This window comes from Cellulomonas sp. NPDC057328 (assembly GCF_042667215.1).
Lineage (GTDB): Bacteria > Actinomycetota > Actinomycetes > Actinomycetales > Cellulomonadaceae > Cellulomonas.
In genome coordinates this window covers 16,264-38,046 of sequence record NZ_JBHUZW010000002.1, presented here as the reverse complement: position 1 = coordinate 38,046, position 21,783 = coordinate 16,264, and the positions used below count along the sequence as shown (strand labels likewise).

The window sequence follows — 21,783 nt, the reverse complement described above, 5'->3', positions numbered from 1 at the left end:
CCGCGGCGGTGCGGGATCAGCCCTCGTCGTCGGGGATGACGACCGACAGGCCCACCATGTCGAGCACCTCGCGCAGCACCCGGTGCGGGTCGCGCAGCGTCACGGGGATGCCCGCCTCGGACGCGGCGAGGTGGAGCTGGAGCACGAACGCGACGCCCGACGAGTCGACGAACGTCGCGTCCGTCGCGTCGATGACGACGGGCAGCCCGCTCATGAGCGCCATGCCCATCGACGCGCTGGCCTCGGGGCGCAGCGCGGCGTCGATCTCGCCGATGAGGCGCACCGCCGCGCGGCCGTCCTCGGCCTCGACCCGGATCGCGTGCACAGGCGGGACCTCCTCGAGCCCGGGCACGGCGTCCCTCAGCTCCGTCATGGCGGTGTCTCCTGCTCCTGCGTCGATGTCGGTACGTCGTCGGACCGGGATCGACGGCGCGGTAACGCTACCCGGCGCCCCCACGGCCGTCTCGCTGAACGTCGAACCCGCCCCGGACGTTCCCCGGACGGGTGAAGTGGCAGGTGAGAGGCGTGCGGGGCGCGCCCGGGGAGGGCCGTCTCAGGCCTCGGGGTCCGTGACGTCCGCCACGGTCGCGCCGAGCACGCGCACCAGGTCGTCGCCGTCGAGCGTGAACCCCACGCCGTGCCCGCCGCCGCCGATCGACACCCGGTGCCCGCGCACCCGTTCGTCCGCGACGACGGGCCACGTGCGCGTCGTGCCGAACGGCGTGATGGTGCCGCGCTCGTACCCGGTGACGGCCAGCGCGGTCGCCGCGTCGGGCATCGACATGCGGCTGACCCCGAGCAGCGCGCGCAGGCGCGGCCAGGAGATGGTGCGGTCGCCGGGCACGAGGACGAGCACGTGGTCGTCCTCGCCGCGCCGCACCACGATCGTCTTGAGCAGGTCGGTCGGGTCGATGCCGCGCGCCGCCGCCGCCTCCGCGAGCGACGACACGCGCCCGTGGCGGGTCCGCTCGTAGGCGATCCCCGCCGCGTCGAGGGCCTCGGCCGCGCGGCGCTCGCCGTCGGTGCGCAGCTCGGTGTCGCCGCGTGCGTGCTCGGTCACGCGCCCACGGTAACCAGACCCCGCGCCCGGCACGTCACAGGCGGCACGTCACAGGCGGCACGTCACGGGCGGCACGTCACAGGCCGGACGTCACACGCGGCACGGTCACAGGCCCAGCGCCAGCGCCAGGACGAGCAGCGGGACGACGACCGCCGCGACGGCACCGCCGACGAGCCAGCGCGCGGCCCTCCCGGGACCGTCCTCGGCGGGCACGTCAGGGGCCGGGGCGCGGCGCGCGAACGTCGCCACCCAGTCCTGCTCCGGCGTCCACCGCTGCTCCGGCGCGGGGGAGGGCTGCGGGATCCACGCCGGCTCCGGCAGCCAGGTGGCGTGCGGCCGCGGGCGCGCGGCGCCGGGGGTCGGCCTCGCGCCGGTGCGGCGCCCGTCCCGTGCGTGCCCGTCCCGCGTCCGCGCGTCCCGTGCCTGCCCGTCCCGCGCGTGCCCGTCCGACGCGTGCCTCGGCAGCGCACCGCCGGGCGCGTCCGCGGGCCACCACGGGGCGGACGCGGGCGGCGTGGGCCGGCGGACGTCGGCCGTCCACGCGCGGGCGTGCGCGTCGCGCGGCTGCTGGGGCCCGTCGTGCGGCGGGGGCCACGGGGCGTCGAGCACGGGCCCTCCCGTCGTCGGCGTCGGCGATCCGGACGAATCGCCCAGGGCCCAGCATGCCGTGCCGGTCGCGCCCGTGCCCACCCGTGCCCGCCCGTCCACCCGGACGAGTCACCGCACCCGGTCGGGTCACCCGGCGACGAGCACGCCGTCCCGCACCTCGGCCCGCGCGCCCGTCCACGTGCGCCGCAGCCAGCGGTCGTGGGTGGCGACGACGACGGCGCCCGGCGCGGTCGCGAGCGCGTCGGCGAGCTCCCCGGCGAGCGTGACCGACACGTGGTTGGTCGGTTCGTCGAGCAGCAGCACGTGCGGCGTCCGGGCCACGAGCAGGGCGAGGACGACGCGCCGCCGCTGGCCGACGGACAGCTCGCGCATCGCCCGGTCGACGTCGCGGGGTGCGACGAGCCCGAGGTCGACGAGCGGCGGCGCGTCCGCGCGGTCCGCCGTCACGGCTGCGTACAGCGCGCGGGGGGTGCGGGGGTCGTCGGTCAGGCCGACGTCCTGCTCGAGCAGCGCCACCTCGACGCCGCGCGTCCGCTGCACGGTGCCGTGCGCCGGCGCCAGGTCGCCCGCGAGCAGGTGCAGCAGCGTCGACTTGCCGGCGCCGTTGGGGCCGGTGACGAGCAGCCGCGCCGACGCGTCGAGGTCCAGCGCGGGCACGTGCACGCGCCCCGGCACGGTCGCGTCCCGGACCTGCAGCACCACCGGCGTGCGAGCCTCCCGCGGGGCCGGCATCGCGAACCGCAGCGGCGCCGGCGGGCGGCGCACCTGCTCGGCGCCGAGGGTGTCGAGGCGGCGCCTCGCGTCGCGCACCCGGCGGGACACCTGCTGCTCGACGCGCGCGCCCTTGGCGTCCCAGGGCAGCTTCGCCTCGTTGCCCATCGCCCGGTCGTGCCCGACGCGCCGCGCGGTCGTCCGCACGGCGACCCTCAGCGCCTTCAGCTCGTCCTGCTCGTCGCGGTACCGCTGCTCCCAGCGCTCGCGGGCGACGCGGCGCGCCTCCAGGTAGTCCGTGAACGTGCCGCCGTACGTCGTCGGGCCGTCGAGCCCGGGGTCGAGGTCGAGCACGCCGGTGCACACCTCGTCGAGGAACACGCGGTCGTGGCTGGTGAGCAGCACGGCACCCGGCAGCCGCCGCAGCGCGTCGGCGAGGTAGCCGGCGGCGTCGTCATCGAGGTGGTTGGTGGGCTCGTCCAGCAGGACGGCCGCCGGCTGCCGCACCAGCAGCGCGGCGAGCGCCAGCCGGGACCGCTGCCCGCCCGACAGCGTGCCGACCGGCCGGTCCCGCGCGACGTCGCCCAGGCCGAGGCCCGCGAGCGCGACGTCGGCCCGGCGGTCGGCGTCCCAGACGCCGGCGAGCTCGGCGCGGGCCAGCGCGGCCGCGTACGCGTCGCCGGCGCCCGGGGCGTCGTCCGCGAGCGCCGCGGCCGCCCGCTCGAGCGCGTCGGCGACGGCCCGCACGTGCGCGAGCGCGTCGGCGAGGACGTCGTCGGCCGTCGCCACCGGGTCGAGGAGCGGCTCCTGCCCGAGGAACCCGAGGTCGGGCGGCCGGACGACCTCGCCCGAGTCGGGGTCGTCGAGGCCGGCGAGCAGCCGGAGCAGCGTCGACTTGCCGACGCCGTTCTCGCCGACGACGCCGAGCCGGTGCCCGGGGTCGACGTCGAGATCGACGCCGTCGAGCACGGTGCGGCCGTCGTAGGAGCGGACGAGGAAGCGTGCGCGCAGCACGGGGGTCATGCGATCACCACCTGCGGGCGCCCGGAGCGGTCGGCTCGACGTGGTCGGCTCGACGGGCGCGGTTGAGTCGGACGGGGACTCGGGGCAGGGGTCAGCTCAGCACGGGGTCGACGGTAGGCGGGACGGCCGGGCCGCGCACGGTGTTTTCCGGCAGCGGGGCTTCCGACGGCCGGTCGGCCGCGTCAGGCGTCGCCCACGAGCCGGCGGACGGCGTCCTCGGTCAGGGCCCGGTCGAAGGGGTCCTCGTCGAGCGCGCGGTGCAGCGAGAGCCCCTCGACGAGCGCGTCGAGGCGGCGCGTGACGTCGGGCGCGAAGTGCCGGCCGAGCTCGCGGCGGCTGCGCGCCATCCACGCGGTGGTGATCGCGCGGTAGCGGGGGTCGCGCGCGGCGAGCGTGTACAGCTCGTACATGACGACGCGCTCGGCGTTCGTCCGCGGGTCGGAGAGCTCGTGCACGAGGTCGACGACGGCCGTCAGCGCCTCCGCCCGGTCGTGCGCGGCGCCGAGCCGCTGCGCGAACCGCTCGCCGCTGCGGTCCGCGAACCGCGTGAACGCCTCGTGCAGCAGGTCGTCCATGCCCTCGAAGTGGTAGGTCATCGACCCGAGCGGCACGTCGGCCCGCGCGGCGATGCGGCGGTGCGACACACCGGCGACCCCCACCTCGGCGACGAGGTCGAGCGTGACGTCGAGGATGCGGTCCCGGCGTCCGGGGTCGGTGCGGCGCGCGCGCATCGTGGCTCAGACGCCGCGGACGACGCGGGCGAGCGTCCGCTGGTGGTCGCTGCGGGAGTCGCCGGCGAACCAGTCGGTCGGGGTGCCGTCGGCGGTCGGCCGGTCGTCGGTGGTCATGTGTACGAGCGTACGCATATCCGTGGACGACGTCCACGGCGACCTGCTCGACATGACGCCGAGGCCGGTCGCCGCCGGGCCGCCGAGCACCTCACCACCGACGTCGTCCCGGATCGCGGGCGCACCGGTCCGCGACCCCGGGATCGCGCAGGCTCCGGGACCGGGGACGACGCACGATCGCGGGGTCGCCGAAGAGGCGTCCCGGCTCGCGGTCAGCGGGCCGTGCGTGCCGCCGTCACCGTCGCGATGTAGCCGGTGAGCGCCTCGCGGCTGCGGACCAGGGTGGCGATGCGCGCGTCGAGGGACGCGCGCTCCCGCTCGAGGCCGGCGAGCAGCTCGGGCGTGGCCTCGTCCGGGAGGATGTCCGGGCCGCCGTCCAGGCACGGCAGCATCCGCTCGATGACGCGGGTCGGGATGCCGCTGTCGAGCAGCCCGCGGATCTGGCGGACCCGCACGACCGTCTCCTCGTCGTAGTCGCGGTACCCGTTGGGCTCCCGGCGCGACGCGATGAGCCCCAGCTGCTCGTAGTGGCGCAGCGAGCGGGCCGACGCCCCCGTCGCCGCGGCGACCTCCCCGATGCGCACCGTGCTCCCTCCGCGCGGGCCGACTTGACCCTGACACCGGTGTGAAGCATGCACGGTGGCGGCACGGCACTGCGAACCGCGGCGCCCCGACCGACCCGACCGACCCCTCGGAGGAGCCCCGTGCCCGTGTCCCTGTCGAACCCCGACGGCCTCGCCCCCGTCGACGTCTACCGCCACGTGTCCGTGGCGACCGGCAGCCGTACCGTCAGCGTCGCCGGGCAGGTCGCGCTCGACGGCGAGGGGCGGCTCGTCGGCGCCGGCGACCTCGCCGCCCAGACCGAGCAGTGCTACCTCAACGTCGCGACGGCCCTCGCGTCCGTCGGCGCGACGTTCGACGACGTCACCCGGCTGCGCGTCTACGCCGTCGACCTGACGCCCGAGCGGATGCCGCTGTTCGTCGAGGGTGTGGCGCGCGCCGCCGCACGGCTCGGCGTGACACCCGCGGCGCCGCTCACGGGCATCGGCGTGCAGGCGCTGGCGGACCCGGCGTTCCTCGTCGAGGTGGAGGCGACGGCCGTGCTCGCCTGACCGGGCGGCCGCGGCGCGGCGCGGCGCGGCGTCAGTCGCGGTGGTCGTCCCGGCCCGAGCCGACCAGGCCCAGGAGCCCGGCGACGACCGCCGCGCCCCCGGCGACCACGGCGGCCACGAGCGTGACGAGGTGCAGCCCGGACGCGCCGCCGGCGAGGCGCTCGCCGGCGAACCCGAGCGCCATCACGCCCGCGGCGAGCAGCGCGAGGTTGTTGCCGTGGTGCTGCATGCGTCCCCCCGGATCCGGCGCGTCGCGGGCCGTGGCGCGGGCTGCGCACGGTGCCGGACCGACCCGCCGACGGTAGGGCGCCGGCCCCGCGACGGCAATGACCGCGCGGTGCACGCCGCACGCCTGGGAGGATGGGACGTCGTGAGCACGACCGACCCCACCCCCGCCACGGACGAGCGCGCCCCGCGCCGGCCGCGGGGTCGTCGTGGCCGCGGGCGCGGCGAGGGTGCGCGCCCCGACGGCGAGCAGCGCGACGAGCAGCGCGACCAGCAGGCGGAGCAGGTCGACGACGGGCGCGCGTCCCGACCGGACGGCCGGCGCGAGGAGCGTCCCGACCAGCGGCGGCGCGACGGCGAGCGGCGCGAGGGCGGCCGGCGGCGCGACGGCGGCGACCGGACGAAGGCCGGCGACCGGGCGAAGGGCGGCGACCGGGCGGAGGGCGGCGACCGGCGGGCGCGCGACGAGCAGCGGCTCGCGCAGGCGGCCGAGCGCCGCGCGGCGGTGCAGCTGCCCGCGATCGTGTACCCGGAGCAGCTGCCGGTCTCGGCCCGGCGCGCGGAGATCGCCGCCGCGATCCGGGACCACCAGGTGGTCGTCGTCGCGGGCGAGACGGGGTCCGGCAAGACGACGCAGCTGCCGAAGATCGCGCTGGAGCTCGGCCGGGGGCGCGCGGGGCAGATCGGGCACACGCAGCCGCGGCGCATCGCGGCACGGTCGGTCGCGGACCGCATCGCCGACGAGCTCGGCACGACCCTCGGCGGCGTCGTCGGGTACCAGGTGCGGTTCACCGACGAGTCGTCCGACGAGACGCTCGTCAAGGTGATGACGGACGGCATCCTGCTCGCGCAGATCCAGCGCGACCCGATGCTGCGCCGGTACGACACGCTCATCATCGACGAGGCGCACGAGCGCAGCCTCAACATCGACTTCATCCTCGGGTACCTCACGCGGCTGCTGCCGCGGCGGCCGGACCTCAAGCTGATCATCACGTCCGCGACGATCGACTCCGACCGGTTCGCGCGGCACTTCGCCGGCCCGCCGACCGACGAGCACCCCGACGGCGTGCCCGCGCCCGTGGTCGAGGTCAGCGGGCGCACGTACCCGGTGGACATCCGGTACCGGCCCCTGACCGGCGAGGGCGCCGAGGACCGCGACATGGTCACCGGCATCACCGACGCCGTCGACGAGCTCATGGCCGAGGGGCCGGGCGACGTGCTGGTGTTCCTGTCCGGCGAGCGCGAGATCCGCGACGCGGAGGACGGCCTGCGCGGGTCGCTCGGCGCACGCGTCACCGACCCCCGGCACCCGCAGGCCATCGAGTTGCTGCCGCTGTACGCGCGCCTGTCCGCGGCCGAGCAGCGTCGCGTCTTCGAGCGGCACGACACGCGGCGCATCGTCCTCGCCACCAACGTCGCCGAGACGTCGCTGACCGTCCCGGGCATCACCTACGTCGTCGACCCGGGCACCGCGCGCATCTCGCGGTACTCCAAGGCGACGAAGGTGCAGCGGCTGCCGATCGAGCCGATCTCCCAGGCGTCGGCCAACCAGCGCTCGGGCCGGTCGGGGCGCCTGTCGCCCGGTATCGCGATCCGGCTGTACTCCGAGGAGGACTTCGCGTCCCGGCCGGAGTACACCGAGCCGGAGATCCTGCGCACGTCGCTGGCGTCCGTGATCCTGCAGATGATCTCGGTGGGTGTCGTCGGCAGCCCGGACGAGGTCGTCGAGTTCCCCTTCGTCGACCCGCCGGACGTGCGCGCGGTCCGCGACGGCGTCGCGCTGCTCACCGAGCTCGGGGCGCTCGAGGTCCGCGACGGCCGCACGCGCCTGACCGAGACGGGCCGCGCGCTCGCGCAGATCCCCGTCGACCCGCGCATCGCCCGCATGGTCGTCGAGGCGGGACGTCGCGGCGTCGCGCGCGAGGTCGTCGTCATCGCCGCGGCGCTGTCGATCCAGGACCCGCGCGAGCGTCCCGCCGACCAGCGGGACACCGCCGACCAGCTGCACCGCCGCTTCGCCGACCCGAGCTCCGACCTGCTCAGCTACCTGAACCTGTGGTCGTACCTGCGCGACCAGCAGCACGCGCTGTCCGGGTCCGCGTTCCGCCGCATGTGCAAGGCCGAGCACCTGCACTACCTGCGCGTGCGCGAGTGGCAGGACGTCGTCACGCAGCTGCGCGACCTCACCAAGCCGCTGGGCATCGCGGCGAAGGGCGCGCCGACGCCCGTGCCGGACGAGCTGGTCGCGGCGCGCGCGGCGGTGCAGGCGGCCGGCCGGGACGGCGGCCGCGGGCGGCGCGGCCCGGCGGGCGCACCGGTGCAGGAGGTCGTGGAGCCCACGACGACGCCCGGCGGCACCGCCCAGGACGCGCGGACTCGCTGGTCGTGGGACGGCGACGCCATCCACCAGGCGATCCTGTCGGGGCTGCTGTCGCAGGTCGGCATGCAGCTCGCGACCGAGGTGCAGGCGACCGGCAAGGACGCGAAGGGCCGCGGGCGCGCGACGCCCGACCGGCGGGCACGCAACGAGTACCTCGGCGCGCGCGGGGCCCGGTTCGCGCTCTTCCCCGGGTCCGGCCTGTCGAAGCGGCCGCCGGCGTGGGTCATGGCCGCGGAGCTTGTCGAGACCTCCCGGCTGTGGGCGCGCGACGCCGCGCGCATCCGGCCGGAGTGGGCGGAGGAGCTCGGCGCGCACCTCGTGAAGCGCACCTACTCCGACCCCGCGTGGTCGACGCGGCAGGGCGCCGCGATGGTCGTCGAGAAGGTGCTGCTGTACGGCGTGCCGATCGTCGCGGACCGCCGCGTGCTGCTCGGAAAGGTCGACCCCGCGGGCGCGCGCGAGCTCTTCCTGCGCCACGCGCTGGTGCAGGGTGAGTGGACGACGCACCACGCGTTCTTCCACGAGAACCGGCGCCTGCTCGCCGAGGTCGGGGACCTCGAGGCCCGCACCCGCAGCCGCCTCGTGGTGGACGACGACGTGCTGTTCGACTTCTACGACGAGCGCGTCCCCGACGACGTCGTCTCCGCCCGGCACTTCGATCGCTGGTGGAAGGACGCGCGCCGCCGCGACCCCGACCTGCTGACGTTCACGCGCGAGCTGCTCGTCGGGTCGGACACAGCCGTCGACGAGCACCAGTTCCCGTCGCGCTGGCCGCAGGGCGAGCTGTCGTTCCCGCTGACGTACCAGTTCCAGCCCGGCACCGAGGCCGACGGCGTGACGGTGCACATCCCCCTGCCGCAGCTGCCGCGCGTGCGTCCCGAGGGCTTCGACTGGATGGTGCCCGGCGTGCGCGCCGAGTTGCTGACGGCCACGATCCGCGCGCTGCCCAAGGCCGTGCGCGTGCAGCTGGTCCCCGCGCCGGACGTCGCCCGCGCCGTCGACGCGTGGATGACCGAGCACGTCGCGTCGTGGGAGGACACCGTGCGGGCCGCCGACGCCGCCCCGTCGTTCCGGGAGATGTTCGCCCGCGCCGTGCGGGCGCTGCGCGACGTCGAGGTGCCGCCCGACGCCGTCGAGGAGGACAAGCTGCCGCCGCACCTGCGCATGACGTTCCGCGTCGTGGGGGAGCGCGGGGGCGTCGTCGACGAGGGCAAGGACCTGCTGGTCCTCCAGCGGCGCAACGCGGACCGCGCGCAGGACGCCGTGTCGTCGGCGGTCCGCAGCGCGGTGCGGGCGGCGATGGAGGAGGCGATGGCGGCGGCCGGCGGGACGGCCGCGACGCCGCCCGCGACCGGCGCGGACGCGGGGACGGCCGGCGGGCGCGCGCGGCGCGGTGCCGGGCCGCGTCCCGGTGCGTCGGCGACGGCGCCGGGCGTCGACCTCGAGCGCACGGGCCTGACCCGGTGGCCCGACCTGCCCGGTGCGCTGCCGGACGTCGTCGAGGCGCCGTCGGCCGCGGGCGGCGTCGTCCGCGCCTACCCGACGCTCGTCGAGGAGACGACCGGCGGCGCGCCCTCCGTCGCGTTGCGCGTGCTCGCCGACGCCGCGGCCGCCGAGGTCGCCGCCCGGCGCGGGCTGCGCCGGCTGCTCGTCCTCGACGCCGGCCTGCCGGCCGGGCGCGTCACCAGCCGGTGGACCGGCCCGCAGGCGCTCGCGCTCGCGGCGTCCCCGTACCCGTCGACGGACGCGCTGGTCACCGACGTGCAGCTCGCCTCGGTCGACCGGCTCATGGCCCGGCACCTGGCGGGCCGCTCACCGCGGGACGTCCGGGACGCCGACGCGTACGCGGCGCTGCGGGCCGACGTCCGGGCGGGCCTCGAGGACGACGTGCACCGTGTCGTCGGGGACCTCGTCGGCGTGCTCGGTGCGTGGCGCGAGCTCGACGCGCAGGTGCGGGCGTCGAACAGCCTCGCGCTGCTGTCGACCGCGCAGGACGTGCGCGAGCAGGCCGCGGCGCTCGTGCACGACGGGTTCGTGTCCGAGGTCGGCGCGGACCGGCTCCCGCAGCTCGTCCGGTACCTGCGCGCCGCCGGGCACCGGCTGACGAAGGCGGCGGAGAACCCGCACCGCGACGCCGACCTCGCGTGGCAGGTGCACGACGTCGTCGAGCAGTACGAGGCGGCCCGCGCGCGCGTCGCGGCGGGCTCGCCGGACCCGGCGAAGGCGCGTGCGCTCGACGACGTGCGGTGGCTCGTCGAGGAGCTGCGGGTCAGCCTGTTCGCGCAGCAGCTGGGCACGCCGGTGCCGGTCTCCCCGACGCGCATCCGCAAGGCGCTCGCGGCCATCGCCTGACGCCGCCCGACCCGCCGGCCCCGTCCCCCGCCTCGTCGGCTTGCCTCGTCCGGGTGCTCCGGCCGTGGGACGTCGCACCGGCGACCCCGCGATCGTGCGGCGTCCGGGCGCCACCGGCTGCGTGATCGCGGGGTCGTGCGACGGCGGGTCCACGAGGTGACACGCACCGTGCGCGACCTGCGCGGTGTCCGGGTGGCCGGCGCCGTGGGGGGACGGCGGACAGGTCGACGCGCGCCGCGTCCACCGTCCGGCCGCCGTCCCGGGGCGGGGGCAGGATGGCCGCATGACCCGCTACGCGATCGACCACCTCGTCGCCGTCGAGCTCGCCCGCGACGGCGTCGTCGTGCCCGAGGAGCACCAGCTGGTCGGGCCGACGCTGCTGCGCTCGCACGTGCTCGGGTACCTGTACCGGGCGGTGCGCTCGGGCGTGCTGCCCGAGGCGGAGGGCCGGCGCCTGCTCGACGGCGTGACGACGACGAAGATGCGGCTCCTGGGCGACCGGGTGTCGCGCGCGACGGCCTGGCGCATCGCGCACGAGCTCGGCTGGTCCGACACCGGCGACGCCGAGTACCTCGCCGTCGCGCAGCTCCAGGCGGACGCGTTCGTCACGCTCGACCCGGTGCTGCGCGCGGCCGCCGAGGGGCGCGTGCCGCTCGCCGACGTCGAGGACCTGTACCCGTCGTCCTGAGCGCCGCCCCCGCTCAGCCGGCCCGCTCCCGCACCTCGGCCAGCCGCCGGGCGAGGAACGCCCGCTCGGCCGCGTTGTCCGTGAGCGCCAGCGCCTCGGCGTACGCGTCGGCCGCCTCGCGCCACCGGCCCAGCCGGCGCAGCAGGTCGGCCCGCGCCGCGCCGAGGTACGCGTACGTCGCGAGCGCCGGGTCGTCGAGCAGCGGCGCGAGCGCCGCGAGGCCCGCCGCGGCGCCGTCGCGCTGACCGACGGCGACCGCCCGGTTCAGGGCGACGACCGGCGACGGCCACAGCCGCAGCAGCACGTCGTACAGCCCGACCACCTCGGTCCAGTCGGTCCGCTCCCACGTCGGCGCCTCGGCGTGCACGGCCGCGATCGCCGCCTGGACGGCGTACCGGCCGGGACGCCGTCGCAGCGCGTCGGTGAGCAGGGCGGTGCCCTCCGCGACCAGGTCGGCGTCCCAGCGCGTGCGGTCCTGGTCGGCGAGCAGCACCGGCTCCCCGGCCGGTCCGACGCGGCTGTCCCGGCGGGCGTCCGTCAGCAGCACCAGCGCGAGCAGCGCCGCGACGTCCGGGTCGTCCGGCAGCTGCGCGTGCAGCAGCCGCGCGAGGCGGACGGCGCCGTCGAGCAGGTCGGCGCGCAGCACCGCGTCGCCGACGGGTGCGGAGTGGCCGGTGGTGAGCACGAGGTGCAGCACGTCGAGCACCGCCGCGACGCGCGCGGGCAGCTCGTCGGCGGCCGGCACCCGGTACGGGATCCGCGCCGCCGCGATCTTGCGCTTCGCCCGTGTCAGCCGTGCCGCCATCGCCGGTTCCCGCACGAGGAACGCCCGCGCGACCTCCGCCGTGGAGAGCCCGCACAGCAGCCGCAGCGTGAGCGCGACCTGCGCCTCGCGGGACAGCGCCGGGTGGCAGCACGTGAACACCAGCCGGAGCAGGTCGTCGGCGACCGCGGCGGGCTCGGGCGCGTCGGCCGGCCCCGCCACGGTCTCGTCCATGACGAGCTCCGGCATCGCCCGCCGGAACAGCGCGTCGCGGCGCCGGCGGTCGAGCGCACGGTTGCGCGCGACCGTCGTCAGCCACGCGCCCGGGCGCGCCGGGACGCCCGACGCCCGCCACGTCACGAGCGCCTGGGCGAACGCGTCCTGGGTGCACTCCTCGGCGGCGTCGAGGTCGCGCGTGACGCGCACCGTCGCGGTGAGCACGTGGGCCCACTCGCGCCGGTGCGCGTCCTCGACGGCCCGCGCGACGGCGTCCGCCGACGCGCTTGACGACCCGTCCGGCGATGCGGCCGACGGCACGGCGCCCACCGGCTCAGCCGTGGTCCACGACGGGACGCACCTCGACCGCCGCGTGCGGCTCCCGCAGCTCGGGCAGGTGGCGGGCGAGCGCCAGCGCCTCGTCCAGGTCGCGTGCCTCCACGAGGTAGTACCCGCCGAGCACCTCCTTGGTCTCGAGGAACGGGCCGTCGGTCACGAGCACGCCGCCGTCCGGTGCCCCGCGCAGGGTCGTGGTGGTCGCGGCCGCGGCGAGCTCCTCGCCGCCGAGCACGCGGTCGCCCGCCGCTGCGGCGAAGGCGCGGTGCCCCGCGTCGTTCGCCTCCTGGTGCTCGGGCGTGCGCGCGTCCCACTGCTGCTCGTCGCCGTGGATGAGGATGAGGTACCTGGCCATGTCGTCCGTCCGTCGTCCGGGACCCGGCGGGCCCGCTCACCTGCTCGACGAACGGGCCGGCCGCCGATCGACGCTCGCGCACGGACCGCCCGCACGTCAACGTGCCCGGGTCCGCGCCCCGGGACGCCCCCGCCGGTTGCGGACCCCTCCGGCCGGGGCGAGCATCGCCGGATGACGGCCCCGCGCGAGCACGACCTCGTCCTGTTCGGCGTCACCGGGTTCGTCGGGCGGCTGACGGCGGCGTACGTCGCCGAGCACGCCCCGCCCGGCCTGCGCGTGGCGCTCGCGGGCCGCACGCGCGGCAAGGTCGAGGACGTCCGGGCCGAGCTCCCGGCGGCGGCGCACGACTGGCCGGTCCTGGTCGCCGACACGTCCGACCCGGCGTCGCTCGCCGCGATGGCGGCCGCCACCCGCGTCGTCGTCAGCACCGTCGGGCCGTACCTGCGGCACGGGCTGCCGGTGGTCGGCGCGTGCGCCCGCAACGGCACGCACTACGCGGACCTGACGGGCGAGGTGCCGTTCGTGCGGCGGGCGATCGACCGGTACGACGAGGTCGCGCGGGCGTCGGGTGCCCGCGTCGTCCATGCGTGCGGGTACGACGCGGTGCCGTCCGACCTCGCCGTGCACGTGCTGCACCGGCGGGTCGAGGCGGACGGCGCCGGTGCGCTGCGCGACGTGCGGACGGTCGCGACCGCGCGCGGCGGCGTGAGCGGCGGCACGGTCGCGTCGATGCGCGGCGTCGTCGAGCAGGCGGCGAAGGACGCGCGCGTGCGCCGGCTGCTGGCCGACCCGTACGCGCTGAGCCCCGACCGCGGCGCCGAGCCGGCGTTGCCGCAGCCGCCCGACTCCCCGCTGCCCGGCCGCACGCACGACGGCGCGTGGGTGGCCGCGTCACCGATGGCGTCGTTCAACACGCGCGTCGTGCGCCGCAGCAACGCGCTCACCGGCTGGTCGTACGGGCGCTCGATGCGGTACGGCGAGGTGGCCGGCACCGGCCGGGGTGCGCGAGGTGCCGCCGCGGCGCTCGCGCTCACCGCCGCCCTGCCGGCTCTCGTCGGCGTCGTGGCCCTCCCGCCGACGCGCGCCCTGCTCGACCGTGTCCTGCCCGCGTCCGGGGAGGGCCCCGACGAGGAGACGCGCCGCACCGGCCGGTTCCGCATGGAGGTCCATGCGGTCACGACGACGGGCCGGCAGTACCGCGCGCTCGCGCAGGGCGACGGCGACCCCGGCTACGCGGCGACGGCCGTCATGCTGGGGGAGTCGGCGCTGGCGCTCGCCCTCGACGGCGACCGCCTGCCCGACCGCGCCGGCTCCCTCACGCCCGCGACCGGCATCGGCGACGCCCTCGTCGAGCGCCTGCGCGCGGCGGGGCACACGTACGAGGCGTCGCCTCGCTGACGGTCGGCGTCAGTCGTCCTCCGCCGCCCGCATCTGCACGCCGATCTGCGCCGCGTCGACCCGGACGAGCGCCTCGTCGAGCGCCTTCGACGAGTACGTGCCGAGATCGCGCAGGCGCAGCAGCTCGTCGCGCTGGGCGTCGAGCAGCACGAGCAGCAGGCGCTGGAGGTCGGCGCGGGTGGGGGCGTCCTCGTCGTCGGACTCGCTCGCGTCGAGGGCGGCGAGCTCGGTGCGGGCGCGCTCGACCACGTCGGCGGGGAACGGGGTGCCGTCCGGGCGGTGGAGGGCGTCGTCCTCCAGCCGCCGCGCCGCGGCCCGCCGCAGCTCCACGCTCAGCGCCGCCCGCTCGGCGCCGTCGTCGCCGGGGCGGTCCGTCAGCCCCAGCCGGCGGACCACCCACGGCAGGGTCGCGCCCTGGACGAGCAGCGTGCCCGCCGCGACCACGAAGGCCACGAGCACGAGCAGCGAGCGCTGCGGGGTGTCGGACGGCAGCGACTGCGCGGCGGCGAGCGTCACGGCGCCGCGCATGCCCGCCCACACGAGCACCACGCCCTCGCGCGGACCGAAGGCCTCGGCCGCGAAGAAGTCGATGTCGGCGCGCTTGCGCCGCACCCGCCGCCGCAGCAGGACGCGGCGCCGCTCGGCCTCGGGCGCGGCGACGCCGGGCCGGTCCGGGCCGCGCGCGAGCCGGTGCTCCGCGCGCGCGAGCACGTCGCGCAGCTCGGGGATCCGCCGGGACCGTCGCGCGAGGCCCCACACGGACGCGGTGACGAACACCGTGCGCACCGCGACGACGACGGTCGCCGTGAGGGCGCCGAGCCCGAGGGCGAGCAGCTCGCTGCCGTGCGCCTCGCGCACGTCGAGCACCAGCCCCGACACCTCGAGCCCCATGAGCAGGAACACCGCGCTCTCGAGCAGCAGCTCGAGCGTGCGCCACACCGCGCGCTGGGCGGCGCGGTCCTCGGCGCGCAGGTACCGGGCGCCCCCGTTGCCGGTGACGAGCCCGGCGGTGACGGCGGCGACCAGGCCCGACGCCTCCAGGTGCTCGGCCGGGAGGTAGGCGACGAACGGCGCGACGAGCGAGATGGCCACGTTGGCCTGCGGGAGCGCGAGCCGCGCCCGCACGGCGAGCTGCGCCCGGCCGACGACCCACCCGACGGCCACGGCGATCACCACCGCGAGGACGAAGTCGCCCGCGACCTCGACGACCGACACCGTCGCCGCGGTCGCGACGATCGCGGAGCGCAGCAGCACGAGCGCCGACGCGTCGTTGAGCAGCGACTCGCCCTCGAGCACGGTGACGATGCGCGGCGACACGCCGGCCTTGCGCACGATCGACGTCGCGACGGCGTCGGTGGGGCTGACGACGGCCCCGACCGCCACGGCCGTCGCGAGGCCGATGTCGGGCAGCAGCGCGTGCAGGACGACCCCGACGAGCAGCGCCGACGCCACGACCAGCAGCACCGAGAACGCGGAGATCGTCCGCAGGTCCCGGCGGAAGTCCATCGCCGGCATGTTCGCCGCCGAGGAGTAGAGCAGCGGCGGCAGGATGACGCCGAGCAGGAGCTCCGGCTCGACCTCGACGGGCGGCACGAACGGCAGGACGCTGACGCCGATGCCGACGAGCACGAGCAGCAGCGGTGCGGCCACGCCGACGCGCGGCGCGAACGACGTCACCGCCACCACGACGAGCACGCCCACGACCAGCACGACGAGCAGGTCCATGGCTCCTCCGGGTCCGGACGGGGGTCCCGTCCGACCCTACGGGCGCGTGCGCGTCAGGACTCGTGCGTGCCGGCCGGCTCGCCCTGGTCGACGCCGAGCGCGGCGCCCTCAGCCGGTGCCCGCGGGACGAACAGCCGGTTGACCACGTAGAGCACGACGCCGATGCCGAGCAGGATGCCGGCGCGCGCGTACACGTCCGCCTCGCGACCCGTGAGCGGCGACGCGAGCACGAGCGAGACGACGGTGCCGAGCACGGGCGCCCACGTCGGCGCGCGGAACGTGCGCTCGGCGTCCCCGTGCGGCGTCGCGTCGTCGTCGCGGCGCGAGCGTCGGCGCAGCACCAGCACGGACACGTTGACGGTCGCGAAGACGAGCAGCAGCAGGAGCACCGTCGTGTCGGCGAGGCCGGACAGGTCGCCCGTGCTGACCAGCGTGAGCGCGATGACGGTCGTGAAGGCGATGGCCGTCCACGGCGTCTGCCGGCGGCTGCCGACGCGGCCCAGCCAGCCGGGCACGATGCCCTCGCGGGACATCCCGTAGACGACGCGCGACGCCATGATCATGTTGATCAGCGCCGTGTTGGAGACCGCGACGAGCGCGATGAGCGCGAACAGCCACGGCGGGAACACCAGGCCCGCGACGCGCACCACCTCCAGCAGCGGCCCGGTCGACCCCGCCAGCGTGTCCGTCTCCACGAGCATCGACGTCGTGAACGCGACGGCGAGGTAGATGACGCCGGTGATGGCGATGCCGCCGAACAGGGCGCGCGGGAAGTCGCGGCGCGGGTGCCGGCACTCCTCGGCGAGGTTCACCGAGTCCTCGAAGCCGAGCAGCGCGTAGAAGGCGAGCGCGGTGCCGCCGAGCACCGCCATCCACGCGGGACCGTCCGTGGTGAGCGTCATGGCCCGCGAGGGGTCGCCCTCGCCGGCGAGGAACGCACGCGCCCCGATGACGAGGATGACGACGAGGCCGGTCACCTCGACGGCCGTCAGCACGAGGTTGACCCGCACCGACTCCGAGATGCCGATGACGTTGACCGCGGCGATGGCGAGCACGAACACCCACGCGGCGACGAGCGTCGGCACGGTGACGAGCTCGGCGAGGTAGTCGCCGCCGAACGCCCGCGCCGCCGCGCTCGCGCTCGTGATGCCGGACATCAGCACGGCGAACGCCACGAGGAAGGTCACGAACGGCCGCCCGTACGCACGTTGGGCGTACACGGCGGCGCCGGCGGCCCGCGGGAACCGGCCGACGAGCTCCGCGTACGCCGTCGCGGTGAGCGTGGCGAGCGCGAACGCGACGAGGAACGGGATCCAGATCGCCCCGCCGACCTCGCCGGCGACGCGGCCGGTCAGCGCGTAGATCCCCGCGCCGAGGATGTCCCCGACGATGAACACGAGCAGCATCCGGCGGCCCACGGTGCGCTTGAGCGCGCTGGGCGGCGGTGCGGTGGCGACCATGGCGACCCCTTCTGACCTGCGGCGCCGCGGACCGCGGCGCCGCGGACCCCCGGTGAGGGGGAGTCTGCTCCTGGCGGCGGTGCGGCGCCTGCCGAGCGTGGGCGCCTCGCCGGTCCCCGCCGCACGCGGCCCGCCGTCGCTCATTGCGTGTCGCCACGCGCGTGTCGGCCGGGAGACGGGATGTCGTCCCACGGGCGTACGCACACCGTGCGCACACGATGCGTACGCCCGCGGGGAGAACCTCCTCCGCCCGCCGACACGCCCACCGGCACGCCCGCCGACACACCGACCGCACGACCACCCGCCGTCCCGCCGTCCGCGAGACCGGCGGCGGGACGCCGCCCTCGCGCCCCCGTGCTGACGTGGCCCCGGGCGGCTCGACGCGCGCCGCGGCGCCGCCGCACCTACGCTCGGTGACCTCCGGGTGGGGCGTGCGGGCAGGCCGCCGCCACCCGACGGCACGCACGTCACCACGACATCGACCGGCCGTCGTCGTCCTCGATCAGCGGGCGGCGGCCCTGCGGCGCGCCCGTGCCGCCACCAGCGCGTCCACCGCGAGGAACACCAGCAGCGGCACGCCGAACAGCGGCACCACCCAGCCGACGGCCGCCGCGGCGACGAGCAGCAGCGCGGCGAGCCACCGCGGCGCCGCCCGCAGCGCGCCCGGCCGCAGCCACGGTCCCGGTCCTGATGCCTGGCGCGTCGGGCGGCGCTGCCACCACATGCGGTAGCCGAGCACCACGAGGGTGATGAGCGCGAGGGCGAGGCCCGCCAGCAGCAGCTGGTTCACGAGCCCGAAGAGGCTGCCCATGTGCGCCTGGATGCCCCAGTGCGCGAGCTTGGCGGGCACGCTCTGGTCGGCGAAGTCGACGCGGTCGACGACCGAGCCGTCCGCGCCGTCGACGGCGATCACGTCGGCGCGGGTGGGCCAGCCCTCGCCGGGCTCGGCCGCCGTCCACGCCTGGCCGGTCTCCGCCGGGGGCGTCAGGCGCACGGGCGCGCGCAGCCCCTCGGTGCGGGCCGTCGCGAGGACGCCGTCGACACCGACGCCCGCGGTCAGCACCGCGTCCACGTCGTCCGCCGCGGCGTCGTCCGTGCCGCCCGCCCCGCCGCCGTGCGCCGCGTGCGCGTCGTGCTCGCCGGCCGCCGCGCCGGGCAGCGTCGTGTCGACGTACGCGGTGCTCCACCCCCACGCGGCGCGCAGCTCGCCGACGTTCGCGCCGGCGCGCGCCGACCACGTCAGACCCGTGACCGACAGCGCCAGCAGGCCGAGCGCGGCGACGAGCCCGACGACGCCGTGCCACGACAGCGTGCGGCGGCGGCCCGCGCGCCCCCGCTCGGGGACGACGAGCCGGCGCCACCGGCCGCGGCGCGCCGACCGCGCCACCCACATCGCGACCCCGCCCAGCACGACCACCCACAGCCACGACGCCGCGAGCTCGGAGTACACGCGGCCCGGCTCGCCGAGCAGCAGGTTCCGGTGCAGGTCGTCGATCGTGGCCCGCACGGGCAGGAAGCCCGCGAACGTGGGCAGGGCGCCGCGCACCTCGGCGGTGTACGGGTCCACGAACACGGTGAGGTCCCGGCCGGCCGGCACGTCCTCGGACGCGAGGACGACGCGCGTCGTGCCGTCGGGCGCCGCGGCGGGCTGCACCTGCGTGACGGTGCCGTCCGGGTGCTCGGCGCGTGCCGCGGCGACCTGCTCGGCGAGCGGCAGCGGCGTGGTGCCGACCGCGTCGACGGTCAGCTCGTGCCGGTGCACGACGGCCTCGAGCTGGGGCGTGAACGCGTACAGCAGGCCCGTCGTCGCGGCCACGAGCAGGAACGGGCCGACGAGGACGCCGGCGTAGAAGTGCAGGCGCAGCAGCAGCGGCTGCAGCGCGGCCCAGCCCGACGGCCGGTCGGGTGCCGGGGGCGGCGGCGCGGGCGGGTGCTCGTCCGGCAGCTCCTGCAGGACGGGTGGGGTCGACGTCATGGCGGGTCCTCGGGGTCGGCGGTGACGTGCGCACGCGGGGCGTGGCACGGGCGGGCGGGCGCGCGCCGGCCCGCCGCCCCCACCGGGTGCTCCGGGGAGCGACGGTCGAGGGTGCGGTCAGCGGCCGGCGCGGACGCCGGCGGGTGGGCCGCGCCGGGGCGCGACGCCGCCGAGGACGGTCACGACCGGCAGGAGGACCGGCGGGGGCACGGGCCGCGCGGGGCGCGCCGGGACGCGCGCGGCGGGCGGGCCCGCCAGCAGGGGGAGCGCCCACGACAGCCACGCCCGCGCGGCGGCACCGGCGCGGTCGGTGGCGACGAGCACCACCGCGGTGGCCAGCGCGGCGGCCGCGTGCGCGAGCAGCATGCGGGGGTCGTGGTGCAGGGCCGAGGCGACCGCGCCCGGCGGGAGGGCCGTCGTCGCCGGGTGGTGCGCCGGCGCGCCGGCGGTGGGCGTGGTGCCGAGCGGTGCGGACGTCAGCACCGTGAGCGCCTGGTGCAGCAGCACCTGGGCCAGGGCCCCGGCGGGCACGAGCACGGCCAGGCGGGACGTCCGGCGCCCCGACACGGGCAGCGCCACGACGGCGGCGAGCGCCCCGAGCGCGGCCAGCACGCCCGGCCGGGGCACGGCACCGCCGGCGGCGTGGTGCGCACCGGCGGCCGCGGCGAGGCTCGCCGCGGCCACGAGCACCGCCCGCCCGGGCCGCACCGCGGGCACCGCCCGGTGCGCGCCCGTCCCCGTCGTCGGGTCCATCCGCGCACGGTAGTGAGCGGCTGCGCCGCCGCGGCAGGGCCCCGGCGAGGCCGGAACGTTTAGGCGCGACCGCCGGCCGGTGCCGCCTGCGCCGCGAGCAGCCGCAGGGCGTCGTCAACCGTGGCGTCCACGTCGCCGCGCACGTCCACCACCACGCCGTCCTCGTCCGCCTGGAGCGTCTCGAGCAGCGCGAGCTGCGACTCGAGCAGGCTCGGCGGCATCCAGTGGCCCTGCCGCTGCGCGACGCGCTCGCGCAGCACCTCCGCCGGGACGTCGAGCAGCACGAACCGCACGCGGCCCTCCGCGCCGGTGAGCGTCGCCCGGTAGACGCGCCGCAGCGCCGAGCACGCCGTCACGGTGGAGCGGCCCGCGCGCGCCTGCTCCGTCATCGCGTCCCGGACCGCCGCCAGCCACGGCCACCGGTCGTCGTCGGTGAGCGCGACGCCGCTGCTCATCTTCGCGACGTTGGCCTCGGGGTGGAGCTCGTCGCCCTCGACGAACGGCCGGTCGAGGCGCGCCGCGAGACCGCGGCCGACGCTCGACTTGCCGGTGCCGGAGACGCCCATGACGACGAGGTGCTCGACGGGTCCGCTGTCCACGCACCCACCCTGCCATCCCGCGCCGGTGGGTCGTCGGGCGTCCCGCGCGTGCGGTGCGGCGGACACGGGTACGGTCGCCCGCGACGAGGGGAGACGCACGTGGACGGCGGGACGGCGGGGGCGCGGGACGCGGGCGCGGCGGACGGGGCGCGGCCGGCCGACGGCGTCGTCGTCGACTGCGGGCTCTACGTCGACGGGCGGCGCGCCCCGGGGCGGCTGCCGCTGGGCCGGGCCGGTGAGGCCGCCCGCGAGAGCGGTGGGTTCGTCTGGCTCGGGCTCGAGGGGCCGACGGTCGAGGACGTGGCCGAGGTGGCGGGTGAGTTCGGCCTACCGGTGCTCGCCGTCGAGGACGCCGTGAAGGCGCACCAGCGCCCCAAGCTCGAGGTCTACGACGACGTCGTCTTCGTGGTGCTCAAGCCCGTGCGGTACGTCGACCACGTCGAGGTGGTCGACGTCGGGGAGATCGCGATGTTCCTCGGCCGGGACTTCGTCGTCACCGTGCGGCACGGGCAGGGCGACGTGCTGCGGCGCGTGCGCGAGGAGCTCGACCGCGGCGAGGGACCCGCCGCGACGTTCGGCCCGGCCGGCGTCCTCTACCGGGCGGCGGACCTCGTGGTCGACGGCTACGAGCTCGCGCTCGGCGACATCGACGTGGACGTCGACGACATCGAGGCGCGCGTGTTCGGGCCCGGGCAGGGCAACCACGCCGAGCGCATCTACAAGCTCAAGCAGGAGGCCGCCGAGGTCCGCCGCGCGGTGCTGCCGCTCGGCCGCCCGCTGCAGCGGCTCGTCGAGGGCGACGTCCCGCACGTGCCCGCCGCGGCGCAGCCGTACTTCCGCGACGTGCAGGACCACCTGCTGCGCGCGGCCGACGCGGTCGAGGCCGTCGAGCGCCAGCTCGGCGACGTGCTGCAGGCCAACACGGCGCGCGTCACGGTCGGGCAGAGCGAGGTGGCGCTGCGGCAGAACGGCGACATGCGCAAGATCTCCGCGTGGGCGGCCATCGCCCTCGTGCCGACCGCGATCGCCGGCGTCTACGGCATGAACTTCGACTACATCCCCGAGCTGCACTGGCGGTACGGGTACTTCGGCGTGCTCGCGGTGATCGTGACGGCGTGCGTCGGGCTGCACCGGCTGTTCCGGCGCAACGGCTGGCTGTAGGGGCGCACGAGGCGAGCGTCACGCCGCCGCCGGC

The 21,783-nt window shown here is 77.3% G+C and carries 19 protein-coding genes; 5 read left to right on the top strand and 14 right to left on the bottom strand.

All coding sequences use genetic code 11. From position 1 onward, the window contains the following. Window positions 1-16 precede the first annotated feature (16 nt). The 6 genes from ACFUMH_RS00810 to ACFUMH_RS00785 all read right to left on the bottom strand — a co-directional run bounded on the left by ACFUMH_RS00810 (window position 17) and on the right by ACFUMH_RS00785 (window position 4,835). Window positions 17-373 carry an STAS domain-containing protein gene (locus tag ACFUMH_RS00810; RefSeq protein ID WP_378198859.1) on the bottom strand — a complete coding sequence of 119 codons (357 nt, stop codon included), beginning with the start codon at window positions 371-373 and terminating at the stop codon, window positions 17-19. Window positions 374-553: 180 nt separating this feature from the next. After that, complete coding sequence (locus ACFUMH_RS00805) at window positions 554-1,060, bottom strand: aminoacyl-tRNA deacylase (protein WP_378198856.1); 507 nt, start codon at window positions 1,058-1,060, stop codon at window positions 554-556. Between the two features lie 105 nt (window positions 1,061-1,165). Further along, window positions 1,166-1,669 (bottom strand): hypothetical protein, encoded by a 504-nt coding sequence (locus ACFUMH_RS00800; protein ID WP_378198853.1) that lies wholly within the window; start codon window positions 1,667-1,669, stop codon window positions 1,166-1,168. Window positions 1,670-1,795: 126 nt separating this feature from the next. Next, the gene (locus ACFUMH_RS00795) at window positions 1,796-3,403 is read right to left on the bottom strand and encodes an ABC-F family ATP-binding cassette domain-containing protein (protein WP_378198850.1); all 1,608 of its coding nucleotides are present in this window, start codon (window positions 3,401-3,403) and stop codon (window positions 1,796-1,798) included. A 182-nt stretch (window positions 3,404-3,585) separates the two neighbouring features. Continuing rightward, a complete protein-coding gene (locus ACFUMH_RS00790; RefSeq protein ID WP_378198847.1) occupies window positions 3,586-4,134 on the bottom strand; it encodes a TetR/AcrR family transcriptional regulator in 549 nt (182 codons plus the stop codon). A gap of 329 nt (window positions 4,135-4,463) precedes the next feature. Then, window positions 4,464-4,835 (bottom strand): MerR family transcriptional regulator, encoded by a 372-nt coding sequence (locus tag ACFUMH_RS00785; RefSeq protein ID WP_378198844.1) that lies wholly within the window; start codon window positions 4,833-4,835, stop codon window positions 4,464-4,466. A 120-nt stretch (window positions 4,836-4,955) separates the two neighbouring features. On the opposite strand from ACFUMH_RS00785, the gene ACFUMH_RS00780 reads away from it, so the two are divergent. Further along, window positions 4,956-5,363: a RidA family protein gene (locus tag ACFUMH_RS00780; protein ID WP_378198841.1), complete on the top strand. Its 408-nt coding sequence runs from the start codon at window positions 4,956-4,958 to the stop codon at window positions 5,361-5,363. Window positions 5,364-5,394: 31 nt separating this feature from the next. Here ACFUMH_RS00780 and ACFUMH_RS00775 read toward each other — a convergent pair whose 3' ends face one another. Further along, a complete protein-coding gene (locus tag ACFUMH_RS00775; protein WP_378198837.1) occupies window positions 5,395-5,592 on the bottom strand; it encodes a hypothetical protein in 198 nt (65 codons plus the stop codon). 141 nt (window positions 5,593-5,733) lie between these two features. On the opposite strand from ACFUMH_RS00775, the gene hrpA reads away from it, so the two are divergent. Both hrpA and ACFUMH_RS00765 read left to right on the top strand, forming a co-directional pair. Continuing rightward, window positions 5,734-10,320 (top strand): ATP-dependent RNA helicase HrpA, encoded by a 4,587-nt coding sequence (hrpA, locus tag ACFUMH_RS00770; RefSeq protein WP_378198834.1) that lies wholly within the window; start codon window positions 5,734-5,736, stop codon window positions 10,318-10,320. Window positions 10,321-10,603: 283 nt separating this feature from the next. Continuing rightward, entirely contained in the window at window positions 10,604-11,008 is a 405-nt protein-coding gene (locus ACFUMH_RS00765) for a type II toxin-antitoxin system VapC family toxin (protein ID WP_378198831.1), read from the top strand. 13 nt (window positions 11,009-11,021) lie between these two features. Here the strand turns inward: ACFUMH_RS00765 and ACFUMH_RS00760 are convergent, their stop codons facing one another. Both ACFUMH_RS00760 and ACFUMH_RS00755 read right to left on the bottom strand, forming a co-directional pair. Beyond that, a complete protein-coding gene (locus ACFUMH_RS00760) occupies window positions 11,022-12,308 on the bottom strand; it encodes an RNA polymerase sigma factor (protein ID WP_378198827.1) in 1,287 nt (428 codons plus the stop codon). A 13-nt stretch (window positions 12,309-12,321) separates the two neighbouring features. Next, window positions 12,322-12,678, bottom strand: coding sequence for a YciI family protein (locus ACFUMH_RS00755; protein WP_378198824.1), 357 nt, complete (start codon window positions 12,676-12,678; stop codon window positions 12,322-12,324). A 171-nt stretch (window positions 12,679-12,849) separates the two neighbouring features. On the opposite strand from ACFUMH_RS00755, the gene ACFUMH_RS00750 reads away from it, so the two are divergent. Continuing rightward, the gene (locus tag ACFUMH_RS00750) at window positions 12,850-14,076 is read left to right on the top strand and encodes a saccharopine dehydrogenase family protein (protein WP_378198821.1); all 1,227 of its coding nucleotides are present in this window, start codon (window positions 12,850-12,852) and stop codon (window positions 14,074-14,076) included. A 9-nt stretch (window positions 14,077-14,085) separates the two neighbouring features. Here the strand turns inward: ACFUMH_RS00750 and ACFUMH_RS00745 are convergent, their stop codons facing one another. The 5 genes from ACFUMH_RS00745 to ACFUMH_RS00725 form a co-directional block, all read right to left on the bottom strand. After that, entirely contained in the window at window positions 14,086-15,801 is a 1,716-nt protein-coding gene (locus tag ACFUMH_RS00745; RefSeq protein WP_378198817.1) for a cation:proton antiporter, read from the bottom strand. 53 nt (window positions 15,802-15,854) lie between these two features. Next, on the bottom strand, window positions 15,855-17,261 hold the full coding sequence (locus ACFUMH_RS00740) for an APC family permease (protein ID WP_378198814.1): 1,407 nt from the start codon (window positions 17,259-17,261) through the stop codon (window positions 15,855-15,857). Between the two features lie 502 nt (window positions 17,262-17,763). Next, window positions 17,764-19,236 carry a PepSY-associated TM helix domain-containing protein gene (locus ACFUMH_RS00735; RefSeq protein ID WP_378198811.1) on the bottom strand — a complete coding sequence of 491 codons (1,473 nt, stop codon included), beginning with the start codon at window positions 19,234-19,236 and terminating at the stop codon, window positions 17,764-17,766. A 117-nt stretch (window positions 19,237-19,353) separates the two neighbouring features. Continuing rightward, the gene (locus ACFUMH_RS00730; RefSeq protein ID WP_378198808.1) at window positions 19,354-19,989 is read right to left on the bottom strand and encodes a hypothetical protein; all 636 of its coding nucleotides are present in this window, start codon (window positions 19,987-19,989) and stop codon (window positions 19,354-19,356) included. 59 nt (window positions 19,990-20,048) lie between these two features. Beyond that, window positions 20,049-20,588, bottom strand: a complete 540-nt coding sequence (locus tag ACFUMH_RS00725) for a gluconokinase (protein WP_378198805.1) — start codon at window positions 20,586-20,588, stop codon at window positions 20,049-20,051. A 99-nt stretch (window positions 20,589-20,687) separates the two neighbouring features. Between ACFUMH_RS00725 and ACFUMH_RS00720 the strand changes: the two genes are divergently transcribed. Next, on the top strand, window positions 20,688-21,749 hold the full coding sequence (locus ACFUMH_RS00720) for a magnesium and cobalt transport protein CorA (protein WP_378198803.1): 1,062 nt from the start codon (window positions 20,688-20,690) through the stop codon (window positions 21,747-21,749). Window positions 21,750-21,783: the final 34 nt, after the last annotated feature.

Excerpts from the sequence above, each read along its gene's own strand:
- ACFUMH_RS00810 (WP_378198859.1), bottom strand. The coding sequence starts at position 373 with ATGACGGAGCTGAGGGACGCCGTGCCCGGGCTCGAGGAGGTCCCGCCT.
- ACFUMH_RS00795 (WP_378198850.1), bottom strand. The coding sequence starts at position 3,403 with ATGACCCCCGTGCTGCGCGCACGCTTCCTCGTCCGCTCCTACGACGGC.
- ACFUMH_RS00790 (WP_378198847.1), bottom strand. The coding sequence starts at position 4,134 with ATGCGCGCGCGCCGCACCGACCCCGGACGCCGGGACCGCATCCTCGAC.
- ACFUMH_RS00775 (WP_378198837.1), bottom strand. The coding sequence starts at position 5,592 with ATGCAGCACCACGGCAACAACCTCGCGCTGCTCGCCGCGGGCGTGATG.
- ACFUMH_RS00765 (WP_378198831.1), top strand. The coding sequence starts at position 10,604 with ATGACCCGCTACGCGATCGACCACCTCGTCGCCGTCGAGCTCGCCCGC.
- ACFUMH_RS00755 (WP_378198824.1), bottom strand. The coding sequence starts at position 12,678 with ATGGCCAGGTACCTCATCCTCATCCACGGCGACGAGCAGCAGTGGGAC.
- ACFUMH_RS00750 (WP_378198821.1), top strand. The coding sequence starts at position 12,850 with ATGACGGCCCCGCGCGAGCACGACCTCGTCCTGTTCGGCGTCACCGGG.
- ACFUMH_RS00745 (WP_378198817.1), bottom strand. The coding sequence starts at position 15,801 with ATGGACCTGCTCGTCGTGCTGGTCGTGGGCGTGCTCGTCGTGGTGGCG.
- ACFUMH_RS00740 (WP_378198814.1), bottom strand. The coding sequence starts at position 17,261 with ATGGTCGCCACCGCACCGCCGCCCAGCGCGCTCAAGCGCACCGTGGGC.
- ACFUMH_RS00735 (WP_378198811.1), bottom strand. The coding sequence starts at position 19,236 with ATGACGTCGACCCCACCCGTCCTGCAGGAGCTGCCGGACGAGCACCCG.
- ACFUMH_RS00730 (WP_378198808.1), bottom strand. The coding sequence starts at position 19,989 with ATGGACCCGACGACGGGGACGGGCGCGCACCGGGCGGTGCCCGCGGTG.